We start from the raw sequence: 16,316 nt of genomic DNA on the forward strand, positions 1-16,316 counted from the left end.
CGCCCGCGCCCCCACCACACGGAGGCCATCGTGCCTGTCATCTCCGTACCCCAGGCCTTCAACGAGGAGGAGCTCTATGTCGACCTCTCGGCGATCTACGGTCGCTCACTCTTCCTCAAGTGCGAGGGCTTCAACTTCGCCGGTTCGATCAAACTCAAGGCAGCGACCGAGATGGTCGAGGCCGCGGAGCGGGAGGGCATCCTGACGCCGGACTCGATCCTGATCGAGTCCTCGTCCGGCAACCTCGGCGTCGCGCTGAGCATGATCGCCGCCAGCAAGGGCTACCGGTTTCTGTGCGTGACGGACTCCCGCTGCAATCTGGCGACCAGGCTGATGATGGAGGCCCTGGGCAGCCAGGTGCACATCGTCGCCGGCCAGCGGTCCAACGGCGGACTCCTCGGCGCGCGCCTCGACTACGTCCGCGCCATGTGTGCGTCCGACGAACGCTACGTATGGCTGAGCCAGTACACCAATCCGGCCAACTGGAAGGCGCACTATCAGCGGACCGCACCCGCCATCGCCCGCGCCTTCCCGAAGCTCGACGTCCTGTTCGTCGGCGCGGGCACCACGGGAACCCTGATGGGCTGCGCACGCTACTTCCGCGAGTCGCGCCGGCCGGTGCACATCGTCGCCGTGGACAGTGTCGGCTCGGTGAGCTTCGGCGGCGAGCCGGGGCGCCGGATGATCCCCGGCCTCGGCATGAGCGTCCGACCTCCACTGCTGGACGAGTCGTACGTGGACGAGGCGGTCCGCGTCGAGGAGGCCGACACCGTCCGCGCCTGCCGCCGTCTGGCCAGACGCGGGTTCCTGTTCGGCGGCTCGACGGGCACGGTGGTCAGCGGCGCCATGGGCTGGCTGGCCCGGCACGACGCGCGTGACCTCACGGCCGTGGCCGTCGCGCCGGACCTCGGCGAGCGCTACCTCGACACCGTGTATCAGGCCAACTGGGTGCAGGCCCTGTACGGCGCGGAGGTACTGGACCCCGAGGGACAGCCCTCGGGCCCTTCGGAACCTGTGCGATCGCCGGGCCCGAACACGCGCTCCCGGCAGGAGAGGGACGACTCCTGGACACCTGCGTCACCGGACGGGCGGCCGCGCCGCGGGGCGTGGTGAGGAGCTGAGGGGCGAGCGGCCGGGGCGCAGGCGCCTCGGCCGGCGGGCCGGCGGGCCAGCGGGTCGGCGGGTGGGACTGCGGGCAGCGAGCCGCGCGTTGCCGGCTAGGGGCTGCGGGCTCCGGGTTACCAGCGCGTCAACTGACGTGTCCGGTACGGCACTTCGCCGTCACGATCTCCTCGTTACACACACGACCCCTCGGTGCTTTGTAGGTGTGAGCGACATATCCGGTCGGGTGCCGGGCTCCTAATCTCCCGGAATCCACGGACGGGAATCCGCCGTGAGCCGCACCTCACCCGGGAGGGTCCATGAGATCGTCGCCCGCTGCCCGTCTCCTCCGGCCCGCCGCGCTCCTTCTGCTGATGGTCGCGGCGCATGTCTTTCCCACCTCCGCGCCCGCGGCCGCCGCCCAGGCGCCGGTACAGACGCCTGCTCCGCCAGGGGAGCCGGTACCGGGTGAGCTGCGACCGTACGACGTGAGCGACGTCTACAGCGCCGGCATCTCGTCCGGCGGCTACATGGCCACCCAACTGCATGTCGCGTACTCCGGCACGTTCGACGGCTCCGCGGCGTTCGCGTCCGGCCCGAACTTCTGCGCACAGAACGACCTCAACAAGGCCCTGCTGGCCTGCATGGACACCCTTCAGGACCTCCAGCTCGACAAGCTCGAACAGACCACCCGCGACTGGTCGGCGCAGGGCCTCGTGGACCCGGTGGCCAATCTCGCCGGAGATCCGGTCTACGTCTTCAGCGGATCGGGTGACACCACCGTCAAGCGCCCGGTGGCCGACGCACTGTCCGGCTACTACGGCCGATTGGGCGCACGCGTCCGCTACAACAACAGCACGGCGGCGGGCCACGCGTGGATCAGCCCGCTCGGCCCCAACTCCTGTACGGTCACGGCGAATCCGTGGATCAACAACTGCGGCTTCGACGCGGAACGCGACCTGCTCGGCCATCTCCTCGGCAGCGTCACCGCCCCCGCAGCCGCACCCGGCGGATCCCTGACTCGGTTCGACCAGAACCCGTACGCGCCCGGTGGCCGGGCACGGGCGATCTCGCTGGACGACAACGGCTTCGTCTACGTACCCGACAGTTGCGCGGGCGGCGCCGCCTGCACACTGGTGGTCGCGCTGCACGGGTGCAAGCAGGGCTACTCCTATCAGGGTTTCGGCCGCCAGTTCATCGACAAGGCGTACCTCAACGAGTACGCCGACACCAACGACCTGATCGTGCTGTACCCGCAGGCCGTCCCCACCACCACGCTCGACAACCCCAACGGCTGCTGGAACTGGTGGGGTTACCAGGGAGACTCCGCCTACGCCCGGCACGGCGGCAAGCAGATCGAGACCGTCATGGCGATGGTGAGGGCACTCGGCGGCGAGGGCACACCGCCGCCCGCCGGAAACCGGATGACACTGCCGAGCACGGACGCGCAGGACGGCTACATCAAGGCCGCAGCGGACGGCTCGGGCGCGTCCGTCGGCACGCTGGAGACCACGTACGGCCTCGCTCTGGGCCGCGGAAGCGACGGCAGGTACAACCGGAGCGTGCTGTCCTTCGACACCTCCCGCATCCCGCCCGGCAAACAGCTCACCCGCGCCCATGTGACGCTCACACACAGCAGCGGCTCCGGTTCCCCGTGGACCAGCCCGGCGGGCAACCGCCTGCTGGTCGACGTCCACCACGGCTGCCTGGGCACGTGCCCGGTCGAATCCACGGACTGGTCGGCCACCACGACAGCCCCGGGGTCGGCGGAGGTCACCGCGTTCACCTCGGGCACCAGATCCTCGACGAATTTGTCGACGGCGGGACTTGCGGCAGTGAACCGTACAGGGGTGACACAGCTGCGGCTGCGTTTCGCGGCGAACCAGACGTCGAATGCGTATGTGTTCGTCAACAAGGACACGCGGGCCACACTGACGGTGGAGTACGAGTAGGGGTCACGACGCGCGGAGGCTCTGATGCGGAGGCGTCGGAGCCCCCGCGCACTCCGGGAATCCACGCGGGCCCGCTCGCCGGTACTCTCTCCCTGTTTCGCGAGAGCCTGTTTCCTTGCGCGTACATGGGTGTCCTTCACACCGGCGGATCCGTACGGAGTGGTCTTTCCCCGGCGGGGGAGATTCGCCGTGGTCTTTCCACGGCCGGGGAGATTCGCCCACGGCGGCAGGCGAATGCCCCGGACCTCGAACATTTCTTCATTCGTGGAAACGACGCCTCCCACCTCCTGCGGAACGTATTTCCTCGGCCTGGGGAACGCGCGGGGGATGTGTTGTGACCGCACGGGCGGGTACCCGAGTCGCGGAATGCCCTCGGGCATTTTTCCATTGGCCGTCGATTGAGGAAGAAGGAGTCGGACAGTGAACGGCTCACCCCCGGAAACCGGGCTGATCACCAGTCGGCACAGCAGCGCGGGAGAGCCCGTGCGGACCTGTATGCCGGCGGTGCTCGTCCCGCAGGACAGATCAGGGCCGAAGCAGAGGGACGACAGGGACGAGGAAGAGCGCACCATCGTCGTCGGCGACGACTGAGGCCCCCGGCAGTCGCCAGGGGCCCACGCGGTCCACGGGACGGCACTCAGCGCTGTCCGCGGATCATCGACAGCAGCAGGCCGTGCGTCTCGGCGTCCGAGGCCACCACGAGACCGCGGCCTCCCCGACCGGCCCGTCCGGTCTCTCCGACCGGAACGCCGTCGACTCCGGTGAGGACGCAGCCGGCCGCCCGGCACAGGGCGATACCGGCGGCGAAGTGCACACTCTCGGTCAGGTCACCGCCGTCGGTGACGTACGCGGCCCGCTTGCCGGCCGCGACCCAGGCAAGCGCCAGCGTGCTCGACACCACCCGCGGCCGGAACCCCGCGACGAAATCCGGGTGAGCGAGCAGGTCCACGGCCCTGAAGCCGGGGGCGCTCGGAAAGGGCGGATCGAGGTTCACGTCCACCAACGTGGTGGCGGCCGTGGGAACCAACGGCTCGTCCACCCCGTCGCGCCGCACCCACGCCGTCGTACCGTCCGTGCAGAAGACCTCGCCGCTGAACGGATCCGCGACCGCCGCCGGGCCGTTGCGCAGCGCCACGTTCACCGCGACCAGCATGTTGCCGACCGCGTAGTTGAGCGTCCCGCACAGGGGATCCACCAACCATTCGCGTGTCGCCTCCGCCGGGCCCTGTCGGCCGCCCTCCTCGCCGTGCACCGCGTCGTCGGGACGGGCAGCCCGGATGACGCCGAGGATCGCCTCCTCGGCCGCCAGATCGGCGTCGGTGGCGAAATCCCCGGCGCCTTTGTCGATACGGGAGAGCCGCTGCCCGTATCCGGCGAGCACGACGTCCGCACCGGCACGCGCGGCAGCCGCCGCGACCTCGGCATCGCCCCGGCGCGCGGCCGAGTCGATCACCACGGGTTCGGTCACGACTGACGGCCGAGGAAGCGGGCGGTGGTCGCGACGAAACGATCCGGATCGTCGAGCCACGGGAAGTGACCGGCTCCGGCCTGGACGACGTATGCGGCGTTCGGGAACAGCTCGGCACACTCGGCGGTCGGCCCGGGAGGAGAGTTCAGGTCGAACTCCCCCGCGAGCACCAGTACCGGCCCGGCGAAGCGCGCGAGCGCCGCACGCGTGGCATCGGGATCGAACGCGCCCTCGGCGCCGAACACGGCCGCTGCCTCCTCGTTCTTCTGACCGTCCTTCGCCGCCTGATGGGCGCGGGCCGTGTCGTCCCAACGGCCGTAGAAGAACGGCTCGATGGCCTGCCAACTGTCGTCCGTGGCCTTGCCGGAGGTGATCGCCTCAAGGGCCGCGGAGGCGGTCGGGAACCACGGCTCCCCGCTGCGGAGTTGCGCGGTCTCGCGGCGGGCCTCTCCGGGGACGGTGATGCCGACGGCCACCGCGCTCGGTGTGATCAGCGCGAGCCTGCCGACCCGCTCCGGATGACGGGCCACGTAGAGCGCCGCGAGGTTCGTGCCCGCGGAGTGGGCGAGCAGGTCCATCCGGTCGAGACCGAGATGCTCGCGCAGCGCCTCGACGTCGTCGACCAACCGGTCGCAGCGGTAGGAGTCGGCGCTCTGCGGCACCGCGGACTTCCCGGTCCCGCGGAGGTCCGGCAGGATCAGCCGCCGGTGCGCGGCCAGGCCACCGAGGTCGCCGAGATAGGCCGACGCCTGCATGGGTCCGCCGGGCAGGCAGACGACGGGCGGACCGTCGCCGGCCACGTGGTAGGCCAGTTCGGTGCCGTCGTACGCGGGGAGGGTGGGCATGACGACGACCCTGTCAGCGGCATTCGCTCCCGGCAACTCAATTCCCGGCCCCCTGCCGGGGAGTCGGGTCACCGCGTCCGGTTGTCGAGCGCGGCCGGACAAGCCGGAGCCCTCCGCCGTCATGTGCGGCGGAGGGCTCGGATGGTACGGCTTCAGCGAGCCCTTTCGGCTCCTGCGGGTCTTCGCACCGGCCGCGCGTCAGACACGCCTGCCGGCGAGCTCCTCGGCCATGCGCTGGAACTCGCCCAGGTCGTAGTTGGCGAGCGTCTTGTCGAGGTTGGTGAGCGCGCCGAGGTGTTCGAAGAAGCCGTCGGGCTCGTACTCGACCTGAAGGGTCACGCGGCTGGTCGTGTCGCTGAGGTGGTGGAAGGTGACCACACCGGCGTGGTGCACCCCGGCGACCGTCTTCCACGCGATCCGGTCCTCCGGCACGACTTCGGTGAGCTCCGCGATGAACTGCTTGTCCGCTCCGGGCAGCGAGAGCCACCAGGCGAACCGCCGGTCATCGAGCCGGTCGACCCGCTCGACATGGCTGAGGAAGCGCGGCCATTCGGTCACGTCCTGCCACAGACCCCAGCTCACGGAGACGGGGGCGTTGACGTCCACGGCTTCGATCAGAGATGCCGACATGGAGGGTCCTTTCCTGACGATCCGGTTTTCCGCGTTCGTCCACCGGGTGCCCTCCGATACGCCGCGCACACGATCTGTTCCCGCGCGCCGGACCGGAAGGCGAGCCGACGCCGGTGACGGCACCGGCCCGACTCGCCCTCGGCGCCCACGGGATGGGCCGGGACGAAGGCTCCGGCCCATCCCCTCAGGCGTCGGAAGGCACCCGCAGCGACACGACGAAGCCGCTCCTCGGCCGCGCGGGCACCCGGCGCAGACCGATCGACAGATCCTGTGGCGGGACCAGGTAGTTCATCTCCGCCAGCCGCGTGGACAGGCAGCTCAGCAGGGCGACGGTGATGTCCTCGCCGGGGCACCGGTGGCCCGTCGCCGCGTCCCCTCCGCCCTGCGGGATCAGCTCGTCGCTCGCCACGCTCCGGCCGAGGAAGCGCTCGGGGCGGAAGGTGTACGGGGCGGGCCACAGGTCGGGGTCGTGCTGCTGGCCGTAGACGTCCAGCAGGACGAGGCTGCCTTCGGGAATGACCACGCCCTGCCACCGCAGCTCACCGGCGGCCAGGCCGGCCACGAACGGCACGAAGGGGTAGAAGCGCCGGACCTCGTTCGCGAACGCCTCCGCGTACGCGGGGTCACCCCGGCGCAGCGCGTCCCGGCAGCCCGGCCACCGCTGGAGCGCGTGCGCCGCGAAGGTCACGAACCAGGCGACGGCGGCCGTGGGGCGAATGATGTTGAGGACCTCCACGGCCGCGGTGCGCGAGTCGAGCAGCCGCCCGCTGTCGTCGCGGTGGAGCGCCACGGCCCGCAGAGGTGAGCCGGCGGGGTACTCGGCGCCCCGGTCGGTGCCCGGGTCCGTCCCCGCCTCCGCCCGCGCCGTACGGATCAGGCCCTCCAGCCACACCTCGCGCCGGGCGCGAGCGGCACGGGCCTTGATGTGCCGGGGCCCGATCGCGGCGAAGCCGTCGACCATCGCCACAAGATCATCGGCGAGCTCCGCGGTGTCTGCGGCGCCGAGCGGAATCCCGGCCCAGTCGCACACCGCGCGGGTCAGCACCCGGCTCGACTCGGTGAACAGTTCGACCGCGGGACGCATCGCCCATTCCCGCGCCGCCGCGTCCCACTGCGCTCCGGCCAGCCCCGTCAGACGCGCCACGGCGCCCTGGTTCTTCAGCAGGGACATGAAAAGCGCCTTGCGCGCCAGGTGCCGATGCCCGTCGAGGGTGTGCACCGCGCCCCGGCCGAACAGTGTGTCGAGGACGGGTCCGGGAAGCGCGGATCGGCGACTCACATGCTGGTCGTCGTAGAAGAAGCGCACGGCCTCCCGGCCGTGGACGGCCGTCGTCGGCCGGCCCAGGATCCGGGTCTGCACCGGGAAGCCGCCGCTGCCGCGCATGCGGTCGGGCAACCAGGCGTAGCCCTTGGCCATCAAAGGGATGCTGCTGTCGCGAAGGGAGGCGGCGAGAGTGCTCATAAGGGGCCGAGTGCCCGAAGCGGTCGGCCCCAGACACGCGACGGGCGTCGGCCGGGGGCGTGCCCGCCGAGGGCGGGAGGGGAGGCGGCCCGGGTGCGGGGCCCGCTCGGCATGCCGGCCCGGAGCCGGACCGGTTCGTACGCCGCACCGGTCCACCCCGCGAAGGCGGCCGCCGGGCCGTCCCCGGACTGGCGGCTTCGGGGGTGCCGCGTCGCGGACCCGGCCGTACGCTGACGGTCTCGGGGCTGCACACGGAGGTTCGTCATGCCCCGCCCCGTCTGGTCCGGAGCCATCTCGTTCGGCCTGGTCACCATCCCCATCAAGGTGCTGCCGGCGACCGAGAGCCACAACATCAGCTTCCACCAGTACCACCTGGACGACATGGGACGGATCCGGTACCGGAAGATCTGCGAGCTGGACGGCAAGCAGCTGCGCGACGACGAGATCGGAAAGGCGTTCGAGGTCTCCAAGGACACCTTGATCGAGATCACCGACGAGGACCTGGCGAACATGCCGTTGCCGACGGCGAAGGCGATCGAGATCGTCGCGTTCGTACCGGCGGACAGCATCGACCCGATCCGTATCTCCAACGGCTACTACCTGGCCGCCGGCGGAGCGGTGTCGGCGAAGCCCTACACGCTGCTGCGGAAGGCACTGGAACGGTCCAGCAAGGTGGCGGTGGCGAAGTTCGCGTGGCACGGCCGCGAGCGGCTGGGGCTGCTGCGGGTGAAGGACGACGCGATCGTCCTCCACGCGATGCGTTGGCCGGACGAGATCCGCTCCCCCGAGACGCTCGCCCCCGATCCCGTCGAGGTCGGTGACAGCGAGATCGACGGTGCCGTGGCGCTGATGGAGGCCATGAGCGAGGACGACATCTCCGGCTACCGGGACCACTACCGCGAAGCCCTGGAGGAGGTCATCGCCGCCAAGGCCGAGGGGAAGACGCCGCCGCGGGCCGAGGACGAGACGCGGCCGGCGGGCGAGGTCGTCGACCTGATGGCCGCTCTGAACGCGTCGGTTCAGGCGGCGAAGGAGTCCCGCGGGGAGAGCGGCGAGCACGCCACCGTGCACGACATGCCCACCTCGAAGAAGCGCGCCGCGAAGAAGACGGCGGCCAAGAAGACCGCGGCGAAGAAGACCACCGCGAAGAAGGCCGCTGCCAGGAAGACGAGCGGCCGCAAGCCGCGCAGCGCCTGAGAACAGGCGGCCCGGGTGAGCGCCGTCGGGGCTCCCGCGTGCGTTGCCGGGGATGGGCGGCCACGTGGTGGGTACACGGGTGAAGCGTCGCAGGACGCTGCCCGCTGCCGTCGAAGACTCGGGAGACCTCATGAAGGTCCGTCGCCCGCCGTCCGTGTGGGAATCCGGGCTCACAGCCAACGTGCTGGCCGGCCGCTACCGGATCGATGCCCTCGCGGGACGAGGCGGGGCCGCCGACGTGTACCGGGGACTGGATCTGCGCCTGAGGCGTCCGGTGGCCGTCAAGGTGTTCCGGCCCGGGGCGGATCCGGAGATGGAGGAACGCTTCGCCGACGAAGCCCTGCTGCTGGCCCGCCTCCAGCACCCCGGCCTGATCACGGTCTACGACACCGGGCACCACGAAGGTTCCGACTTCCTGGTCATGGAGCTGGTCCAGGGCGTCACCCTGCGGCGGCGCATCGCCTCCGGCCCGCGTCCCCTCTCCTGGGTGTGCAGGTTCGGAGCGGCGCTCGCGGGAGCGCTGACCCATGTGCACGCCGCCGGGATCGTGCACCGCGACGTCAAGCCCGGCAACATTCTGCTGGACGCCGAGGACAGGCCGCATCTGACGGACTTCGGCATATCCCGGATGGTCGACACTCCCACGCACACCGAGCCGGGCGCTCTGATCGGCACGGCGGCCTATCTCGCACCCGAGCAGGTGCTCGGCAAGGGTGCGGGGACGGCGGCGGACATCTACGCGATGGGCCTGGTGCTGCTGGAGTGCCTCAAGGGCGAACTCGAGTACACGGGGACCCCGTTGGAAGCCGCGATCGCGCGTCTGCACCGGCCTCCCGCCCTGCCTCCTTCCCTCCCCGGCGAGATGGCGTCCCTGTTGACCGCCATGACCTCCGTGGAGGACGCGGATCGACCGGACGCGGACGAGTGCGCGGCGGCGCTGGAGTCACAGCGCCTGGACCCTCCCCAGGTCGCGCCTCCCTCGCCCGCCCCGCGCCGGTTCGCCGTCCGCTCGCTCGGCTCGGGCGCTCACCGCAATGTCCTTCCCCGCCGCCGGGACGGCGCCCCGACCCACCGGATCGACGCCTCCGCCGTACCCGGGCCGACACGGAGCCGGCGCCTGATGATGGCCGGCGCTGCCGCCCTCGCCGCCGTGCTCGGCACCACGCTCACGGCGGCGGACGGCGGTTCGGACGCGGGCCGCAGGCAGACGGCCGTCCCCCAGCCCGATCCCGTCCCGGAGCCCGAGTCCGCGCCCCGGCACGGGCGCCCCGGCACACCCGCGCCCGAGCCCGGAAGTGCGCCGGCGGCAGCGGGGCCGGCCGCCGCGCCCCGCGGTCCGGCCGCTGCCGTCGACCCCGCCCGCAGCGTGGCCCCCGCGGAACAGCTGCCGGTGGTCGGCTCCCGCACCTCGCTCCCGGGCGGACCCGGCGCCGTCCGGCCGCCCGCGTCCTTCGGTACACCGGAGTACGGATCGCCCGGGCCCGGCCCGGAGAAGGATCACCGGTCGAAGGACCGGTCGCACCGCTCGAAGGAGAAGGCGGGCAGGGGCACGAAGGACTGACGCCCGCTCATGTACGTCTGCCGCCGCACGAGACGCCTGCCCAGGTCACGACGTGGGCGCGCGGCCGCAACGACACAGCGGGCCCCGCTCACGTTCCCGAACCGCCGCACGACACAGCGGGCCCGCTCACGTTCCCGAACCGCCGCACGACACAGCGGGCCCGCTCACGTTCCCGAGCCGCCGCACGACACAGCGGCTCGGGTCACCCCACCGGGCGGCCGGGCCACGACGCACCGGTGCCCCGCCCCCGGCAGCCGGGAACGGGGCACCCTCTTGCACCTTCAGGCGACTCAGACGGGGGTGATGTTCTCCGCCTGCGGGCCCTTCTGGCCCTGCGTGATGTCGAAGGAGACCTGCTGGCCCTCCTGCAGCTCACGGAAGCCCGTCGCGTTGATGTTGGAGTAGTGGGCGAAGACGTCCGGACCGCCACCGTCCTGGGCGATGAAGCCGAAGCCCTTCTCCGCGTTGAACCACTTCACCGTACCGCTGGCCATTTGTCCTCCAAGGACTTGACGTCGGCTCCGCACCTTGCGGAAGCCGGAGGTGATCGCCCTGGTCCTCAGGCACTCTGAACAGCAAGACGCCCGTGAACACGGGGCTCACGGACGTTGGATACTTGGAACCACGACAGCTGACGCTGACGCTACACCGCTCCCCACCGGCCTGCCCAGCAACCTGATCAAGTTCGTGCGGCCAAGGCGTGTCTTTTCGGACGGCCGGTGGGGGCGAAGCAGTGTGTACGACTCGCCGTCAGCCGGTGAGCAGCCCGGTACGGAGCTTCGTCAGCGTGCGGGCGAGGAGACGGGAGACGTGCATCTGGGAGATGCCGAGCTCCTCGCCGATGCGTGCCTGGGTGAGCTCCCGGCCGAAACGCATCTCGATGATGGTGCGCTCCCGGTCGTCGAGCTGTTCGAGCAGCGGAGCCAGGGAGTGCAGGTTCTCGAGCAGGTCCATGGCGGGGTCGTCGTCGCCGATGCTGTCGACGACGGTGCGGCCCCCGTCGCTGGACTCCTCGTCACCCGCGGTCGGCGTGTCGATCGAGTCCGCGATGTAGCCGTTGGCGGCGACGAGGCCCTCGATGATCTCGTCCTCGGTGAGATCGAGGTGCTCGGACAGCTCCTTCACGGTGGGGTCGCGATCCAGCCGGTTCGCGAGCTCTTCCTTGGCCTTGGCCAGCTCGACACGGAGCTCCTGAAGCCGGCGCGGCACGTGCACCGCCCAGGTGCTGTCGCGGAAGAAGCGCTTGATCTCGCCCACGATGTAGGGAATGGCGAAGGACGAGAACTCGACCTCGCGGGACAGCTCGAACCGGTCGATCGCCTTGATCAGACCGATGGTGCCGACCTGGGTGATGTCCTCCATCTCGCCGTCACCCCGGTTGCGGAACCGGCGCACCGCGAACTTGACGAGCGAGAGGTTCATCTCGATCAGGGTGTTGCGCGCGTACTGGTACTCGGGGGTTCCCTCCTCGAGCACCTGGAGCTGGTCGAAGAACAGCTTCGACAGCTGCCGGGCATCCTTGGGAGCGATCTTGCCCGCATCCTCGATCCACGGGAGGGCATCGGCTCCGCTGCCGGTCACGTCCGTGGACGCCCCGGCAACGTCGAGCTCCTGGGCCGAAGCGCCGGTCAACTGAGTCGAGAAAGTCACAACTTCACCTCGGAGTGGGGGCCATGTCTGCCGACCGCCTGCCCACTCATCACACATCCACACTGTTGCCGCTCGACAACTTTTCGCTGTAAGCAAATGAGGGTGCTCACCGCGACCTGCCGCGCGCCGTCCAGCCTGTACGGATGAGCCACCTGCCGGGACGACGCGCCTGGTCAGGACGATCCACGCCCGCAACGATCCGCCGGCCGAAGGCAGGTACCACGAGGGCGATCTCCTGTCGGTGGTGATGCGGAAAGACCCGGCCGCCTGGTCACCCGCGACGTCCGGCCGCCGCGAACCGGCCGAGACACCGCGAACCGGCCGTGACACTGCGGATCGGCCGAGAATCGATGGCGCAGCGCCGACCCGCACCAGCTCAGTGCACGCAGAACTCGTTGCCTTCCGGGTCCGTCATGACCACCCACTCCCCCGACGGTTCCTTGATGTGGGTCCGGACCTCGGCGCCGAGAGCCCGCAGGCGTTCTACCTCGCCGTCCCGCCCGCCCGCCGGGCCGTGCAGATCGATGTGGAGACGGTTCTTGGCCGTCTTCTCGGGCTGCGGGACGCGGTTGAAGAGCAGCCGGCGGCCCAGGCCCGCGCCGCTCTCCGGGTCGTGCGGGTCCTCGGGGTGGCGTACGGCCGCCGCGTCACGCCAGCCGTGCCGGTCATGGCGGTCGACCACGATCTCGGCCGGGATGGCGCCGAGGCCGAGGAGCTTGTCGATGAGGACGCTGTGGTCCTCGACCGTGTAGTGCAGCGCGGCCGCCCAGAAATCGGCCTGCGCGTGCGGATCGTCGGCGTCGACGACGAGCTTCCAGTGCATCGGAGTGGGAGTCATGCTCACCACTTATAGGCCCCGGCACCGACATCCGCGAGGAACTCCGGTCCCCCGGCCCCAGGGCCCGGCGGGTGTGACACACCCCGACGGCATGCCGACTCGGCACGGCCGGACCGAACCCACCGGCCGTAGGATGGGGTCCCTCCGCGGAAGTGGGACATGTGAAGGCCGACAGACCCGGCGGGGTGGAGCGCCAGCTCCGCGACGCTGCTCCCCACGCACTGCTCGATGTCACCCGCGCCCTGATCGAGGAGCGCTTCGACGCGGTGACGGTCGAGCTCCTCCTGGCGGACTACGCCATGACCAGACTCCAGCCGGTGGCGGACCCGTCTCGGACCACGACATCCGTGCCCCTGAACTCCAGCGACGCCGGCCGTGCTTTCGGAGCGCAGGAACCGCACCTGGTCGCCGGGACCGGCAACCGCGCTCCGACCGTGACGATCCACCTGCCGATGAGCGTCCGCGGTGACCGCCTGGGCGTGCTGAGCGTGATCCTTCCCGAATCGCACCCACCTCCCGCGACCGTCGAGGCGCTTCAGGAGATCGCCGACGCCCTGGCTCACGAGATCATGGTGGCCGAGCGGGACACGGACCTGTTCCTGCTGGCCCGGCGGGCCGAGCGGCTCACCCTGGCCGCCGAGATGCAGTGGCAGCTGCTCCCGGGCCGCTCCTGCTCCCGCGCCGAGTACAGCATCGGAGCCCAGCTGGAGCCGGCCTATGCCATCTACGGCGACAACTTCGACTGGTCCGCCTCCGCCGACCACCTCACGCTGAGCGCCAACAACGGCATGGGCGAGGGGATCGAGGCCGCGCTGCTCACCAATCTGGCGGTGAACGCCCTGCGCAACGCCCGCCGCGCCGGCCTGAGCCTCGCCGGCCAGGCGGCCCTGGCCGACCAGGCGGTCTACGGCCAGTACGCCGGCCGGCAATACCTGGCCGTGCTGCTGTTCCGCCTCCATCTGCAGACCGGCAGGGCGGAGGTCATCGACGCCGGGTCGCCGCGGGTGTGGCGCATGCGTCAGGGTGTCGTCGAGCCGATGGAACTGGAGGAACAGCTTCCGCTCGGTATGTTCGAGGACACGGTCTACACACCGCAGCACTTTCAGGTCGAGCCGGGCGACCGGCTCCTCTTCGTCAGCGACGGCGTCTACGACGTGCTCTCGCCCGCCGGCGAACGCTACAGCGAGCGCGCCCTCATCAGAGCCGTCCGCGACACCCGGCTGCTGCCCCCGTCCCAGGTACCGGGGGCGGTACTGGAACAGCTCGTCGGCCATCGCGGCACCGGGCCCTCCGAGGACGACGCCATGGTCATCTGCCTCGACTGGCACGGCCGTCCCTGACGGCTGGAAGCAGGTCACGTGGAGGGGGCGGCCGCCCCGCCGGGGGAAGTGACGGGGCGACGGCGTCCACACATCCACTCTCACGGATGCCGGCGCCGGACGGGTCGATGAGCCCGCCGACCATTTTCGGGACAATCGCGGTATGAGGATCACTCCGCGGGAACTCAACCGGTCCACGCTCGCCCGACAGTTGCTTCTGCGGCGGGAGCCGCTGGGTCCCGCCGACGCGATCCGCCGTCTCGTCGCACTCCAGGCGCAGCACGCGGCGTCGCCGTATCTCGCGTTGTGGAACCGGCTCAGTGGTTTCGACCCGGCGGACCTCGATGCCGCCTTCCGTGACCGGGCGATCGTGAAGGCGACGCTGGTACGGATCACGCTGCATGCCGTCCACCGGGACGACTACCGGTCGTTCCGCGAGGCCATGCATCCGACGCTGCGTGCCGCCAGGCTCAACTCCCGCTTCACGGCGAGCGGGTTGTCGCCCGACGACGCGGACGCACTGGTCCCGGAACTGCTGGCGTTCGCGGACCGGCCGCGCACGACCGCCGAGATGGAAGCCTGGCTCGAAGCACGGATCGGTGTGCCGCCGAAGTCCGGCGCGTGGTGGGGACTGCGGTCGTACGCGCCCCTGGTGCACGCCCCCACCGGAGGTCCGTGGTCGTTCGGACTCCGCCCGTCCTACGTCGCGTCGGGGACCCGGCCGGCACTCGACCCGGACACGTCCGCCGCCGCGCTGCGGACGCTGGTCCGCCGCTATCTGGAAGGGTTCGGGCCGGCGACGGTGGCGGACATCGCGCAGTTCGCCACGGTTCAGCGCGCGAGGGCCCGCGCGGCGGTGGGCACTCTCTCCGACTCCCTGGAGCAGTGGGAAGGCCCGGACGGTACGGCCCTGTTCGACCTCCCCGGCGCACCGCACCCGGCGGCCGACACACCGGCACCACCTCGGCTGATGGCCATGTGGGACAGCATCCTGCTGGCGTACGCCGATCGCAGCCGCGTCATCCCGCCGGAATACCGGCCCCTGGTCATCCGGGTGAACGGTGACGTCCTGCCCACCCTGCTGGTCGACGGCTACGTCGCCGGTGTGTGGCGCCCCGTGGAGGGAGGCATCGAGGCGACCGCCTTCCACACCCTGCCGACCGCTGTCTGGGACGAACTCGCCGCGGAGGCAGAGGACTTGGTGGCACTGCTGGCCGACCGCGAGGCTCAGGTGTACCGGCGGTACGCGGGATGGTGGGCCACGTTGCCGAGCGCCGAGGTCCGGGTGCTCCCCGGGTAGCGACGCCGTCCGCGCCGGCGTCCCGAAGGGAGGCGACCTCGCTTCGACGCTGCGGGCGCAGACATCCCGTCCGCTCGGCTACGACGCTGCGGTTGCAGACATCCCGCCCTTTCCGGAGCCACGGGGACGGGAGTAGGAGTTCAGGCGGTCCACCTCCGCGAAACCCACCGACTCGTACAGCGAGATCGCCGCCGTACGGTCCCGTTCGTCCCCGGCCGACGCATCGTCGTCCACGTACAGGACCACCCGGTCGGCTCCGCAGTCGGTCAGCACACCGAGGGCGTTGCCGAGCATCGCGCGGCCCAGCCCTCGGCCGCGCAGGTCGGGCAGGACGCCGAGCCACCGGAGAACTCCGGTCCCGTGCAGGGGAGCACCCACGACGGCTTCGGCCACCACCCGGCGGCCTCGGTGAGCCTCCAGTCGCCACGCCTGCCGGTCCCCCGGCTCATGGCCCACCCGCACGTCCGGCAGGCGCGGCAGGCCCTCGACGGGCAGCGCGGCCAGCATGTACCGCCACAGCCGCTCCCCCGTGAACCCGGCCCGCCCGAGCGCCTCCGCCGTCGCGGGACGGTGCAGCACCGGCAGCGCCTCCACGCCCAGCGAAAGAGCCGACGCGAAGCCGAAGGCATGCGCCTCGCGCGCCCCGAACGCGGCGAGGGCATGGCGGATCAGCGCATCGGCCGTCCGCGCGTCCTCCCGGCAGTGCAGCCACAGCAACTGGCCCGTGTCGTCCTTGAGCCGCAGGGCGTACGAGGCCGCACCCACCACCACGCCGTCCTTGTCCTCGGCCACCACGACGTCCGGAGGTTCCAGCTCCGCCCACCACCCGGCGTCGACGGACGAGCGGCCTCGGAGGGCCTCGCCGAGCATCGCCGGGGTCGGGGCCGGCTGACCGCCCATCCGGTCGTCGTCGACCAGCGCGAGGACGGCATGTTCGTCCGCGTGCGTGTAGGGACGCAGCGTCAGGTCGAGCAGGTGGGGGCTCACAGTGAC

Annotated in this window: 15 protein-coding genes; 7 read left to right on the forward strand and 8 right to left on the reverse strand. The window is 71.0% G+C overall.

What is annotated here, in order from left to right:
• Positions 1–30 precede the first annotated feature (30 nt).
• The 3 genes from sbnA to ACFWU3_RS15725 all read left to right on the forward strand — a co-directional run bounded on the left by sbnA (position 31) and on the right by ACFWU3_RS15725 (position 3,644).
• Positions 31–1,113 (forward strand): 2,3-diaminopropionate biosynthesis protein SbnA, encoded by a 1,083-nt coding sequence (gene sbnA, locus ACFWU3_RS15715; RefSeq protein ID WP_384436795.1) that lies wholly within the window; start codon positions 31–33, stop codon positions 1,111–1,113.
• A 308-nt stretch (positions 1,114–1,421) separates the two neighbouring features.
• Positions 1,422–3,053, forward strand: a complete 1,632-nt coding sequence (locus ACFWU3_RS15720) for a PHB depolymerase family esterase (protein ID WP_384436798.1) — start codon at positions 1,422–1,424, stop codon at positions 3,051–3,053.
• Between the two features lie 420 nt (positions 3,054–3,473).
• Positions 3,474–3,644: a hypothetical protein gene (locus ACFWU3_RS15725; protein ID WP_384436801.1), complete on the forward strand. Its 171-nt coding sequence runs from the start codon at positions 3,474–3,476 to the stop codon at positions 3,642–3,644.
• Positions 3,645–3,690: 46 nt separating this feature from the next.
• Here ACFWU3_RS15725 and ACFWU3_RS15730 read toward each other — a convergent pair whose 3' ends face one another.
• The 4 genes from ACFWU3_RS15730 to ACFWU3_RS15745 all read right to left on the reverse strand — a co-directional run bounded on the left by ACFWU3_RS15730 (position 3,691) and on the right by ACFWU3_RS15745 (position 7,413).
• The gene (locus ACFWU3_RS15730; protein ID WP_384436917.1) at positions 3,691–4,506 is read right to left on the reverse strand and encodes an inositol monophosphatase family protein; all 816 of its coding nucleotides are present in this window, start codon (positions 4,504–4,506) and stop codon (positions 3,691–3,693) included.
• Positions 4,507–4,517: 11 nt separating this feature from the next.
• Positions 4,518–5,366, reverse strand: a complete 849-nt coding sequence (locus ACFWU3_RS15735; protein WP_384436804.1) for an alpha/beta fold hydrolase — start codon at positions 5,364–5,366, stop codon at positions 4,518–4,520.
• A gap of 198 nt (positions 5,367–5,564) precedes the next feature.
• Positions 5,565–5,996, reverse strand: coding sequence for an SRPBCC family protein (locus ACFWU3_RS15740; RefSeq protein ID WP_340471713.1), 432 nt, complete (start codon positions 5,994–5,996; stop codon positions 5,565–5,567).
• Between the two features lie 184 nt (positions 5,997–6,180).
• Entirely contained in the window at positions 6,181–7,413 is a 1,233-nt protein-coding gene (locus tag ACFWU3_RS15745; RefSeq protein ID WP_384436807.1) for a cytochrome P450, read from the reverse strand.
• 309 nt (positions 7,414–7,722) lie between these two features.
• Between ACFWU3_RS15745 and ACFWU3_RS15750 the strand changes: the two genes are divergently transcribed.
• Positions 7,723–8,655 (forward strand): Ku protein, encoded by a 933-nt coding sequence (locus tag ACFWU3_RS15750; protein ID WP_384436810.1) that lies wholly within the window; start codon positions 7,723–7,725, stop codon positions 8,653–8,655.
• Positions 8,656–8,785: 130 nt separating this feature from the next.
• Positions 8,786–10,216 carry a protein kinase gene (locus ACFWU3_RS15755; protein ID WP_384436813.1) on the forward strand — a complete coding sequence of 477 codons (1,431 nt, stop codon included), beginning with the start codon at positions 8,786–8,788 and terminating at the stop codon, positions 10,214–10,216.
• Positions 10,217–10,506: 290 nt separating this feature from the next.
• On the opposite strand, the gene ACFWU3_RS15760 is transcribed toward ACFWU3_RS15755, so the two are convergent.
• From ACFWU3_RS15760 to ACFWU3_RS15770, 3 genes are all read right to left on the reverse strand, one after another.
• Positions 10,507–10,710, reverse strand: a complete 204-nt coding sequence (locus tag ACFWU3_RS15760) for a cold-shock protein (RefSeq protein WP_313947888.1) — start codon at positions 10,708–10,710, stop codon at positions 10,507–10,509.
• A 256-nt stretch (positions 10,711–10,966) separates the two neighbouring features.
• Positions 10,967–11,923, reverse strand: a complete 957-nt coding sequence (locus tag ACFWU3_RS15765; RefSeq protein ID WP_384436816.1) for an RNA polymerase sigma factor SigF — start codon at positions 11,921–11,923, stop codon at positions 10,967–10,969.
• Positions 11,924–12,242: 319 nt separating this feature from the next.
• Entirely contained in the window at positions 12,243–12,704 is a 462-nt protein-coding gene (locus ACFWU3_RS15770; protein ID WP_384436819.1) for a VOC family protein, read from the reverse strand.
• A gap of 161 nt (positions 12,705–12,865) precedes the next feature.
• Between ACFWU3_RS15770 and ACFWU3_RS15775 the strand changes: the two genes are divergently transcribed.
• Together ACFWU3_RS15775 and ACFWU3_RS15780 are read left to right on the forward strand one after the other, a co-directional pair.
• Positions 12,866–14,044 carry a PP2C family protein-serine/threonine phosphatase gene (locus ACFWU3_RS15775; protein WP_384436822.1) on the forward strand — a complete coding sequence of 393 codons (1,179 nt, stop codon included), beginning with the start codon at positions 12,866–12,868 and terminating at the stop codon, positions 14,042–14,044.
• Positions 14,045–14,186: 142 nt separating this feature from the next.
• Positions 14,187–15,323, forward strand: coding sequence for a winged helix DNA-binding domain-containing protein (locus ACFWU3_RS15780; RefSeq protein ID WP_384436826.1), 1,137 nt, complete (start codon positions 14,187–14,189; stop codon positions 15,321–15,323).
• 78 nt (positions 15,324–15,401) lie between these two features.
• Here ACFWU3_RS15780 and ACFWU3_RS15785 read toward each other — a convergent pair whose 3' ends face one another.
• A complete protein-coding gene (locus ACFWU3_RS15785) occupies positions 15,402–16,310 on the reverse strand; it encodes a GNAT family N-acetyltransferase (RefSeq protein WP_384436829.1) in 909 nt (302 codons plus the stop codon).
• Between the last annotated feature and the right edge of the window lie 6 nt (positions 16,311–16,316).

The sequence above is a fragment of the Streptomyces sp. NPDC058685 genome, from assembly GCF_042714725.1.
Classification (GTDB): domain Bacteria; phylum Actinomycetota; class Actinomycetes; order Streptomycetales; family Streptomycetaceae; genus Streptomyces.

What these genes read in the sequence shown, in the direction of transcription:
- ACFWU3_RS15720 (WP_384436798.1), top strand. Translation starts at nt 1,422, where the DNA reads ATGAGATCGTCGCCCGCTGCCCGTCTCCTCCGGCCCGCCGCGCTCCTT.
- ACFWU3_RS15735 (WP_384436804.1), bottom strand. Translation starts at nt 5,366, where the DNA reads ATGCCCACCCTCCCCGCGTACGACGGCACCGAACTGGCCTACCACGTG.
- ACFWU3_RS15740 (WP_340471713.1), bottom strand. Translation starts at nt 5,996, where the DNA reads ATGTCGGCATCTCTGATCGAAGCCGTGGACGTCAACGCCCCCGTCTCC.
- ACFWU3_RS15745 (WP_384436807.1), bottom strand. Translation starts at nt 7,413, where the DNA reads ATGGCCAAGGGCTACGCCTGGTTGCCCGACCGCATGCGCGGCAGCGGC.
- ACFWU3_RS15750 (WP_384436810.1), top strand. Translation starts at nt 7,723, where the DNA reads ATGCCCCGCCCCGTCTGGTCCGGAGCCATCTCGTTCGGCCTGGTCACC.
- ACFWU3_RS15755 (WP_384436813.1), top strand. Translation starts at nt 8,786, where the DNA reads ATGAAGGTCCGTCGCCCGCCGTCCGTGTGGGAATCCGGGCTCACAGCC.
- ACFWU3_RS15760 (WP_313947888.1), bottom strand. Translation starts at nt 10,710, where the DNA reads ATGGCCAGCGGTACGGTGAAGTGGTTCAACGCGGAGAAGGGCTTCGGC.
- ACFWU3_RS15765 (WP_384436816.1), bottom strand. Translation starts at nt 11,923, where the DNA reads ATGTGTGATGAGTGGGCAGGCGGTCGGCAGACATGGCCCCCACTCCGA.
- ACFWU3_RS15770 (WP_384436819.1), bottom strand. Translation starts at nt 12,704, where the DNA reads ATGACTCCCACTCCGATGCACTGGAAGCTCGTCGTCGACGCCGACGAT.
- ACFWU3_RS15780 (WP_384436826.1), top strand. Translation starts at nt 14,187, where the DNA reads ATGAGGATCACTCCGCGGGAACTCAACCGGTCCACGCTCGCCCGACAG.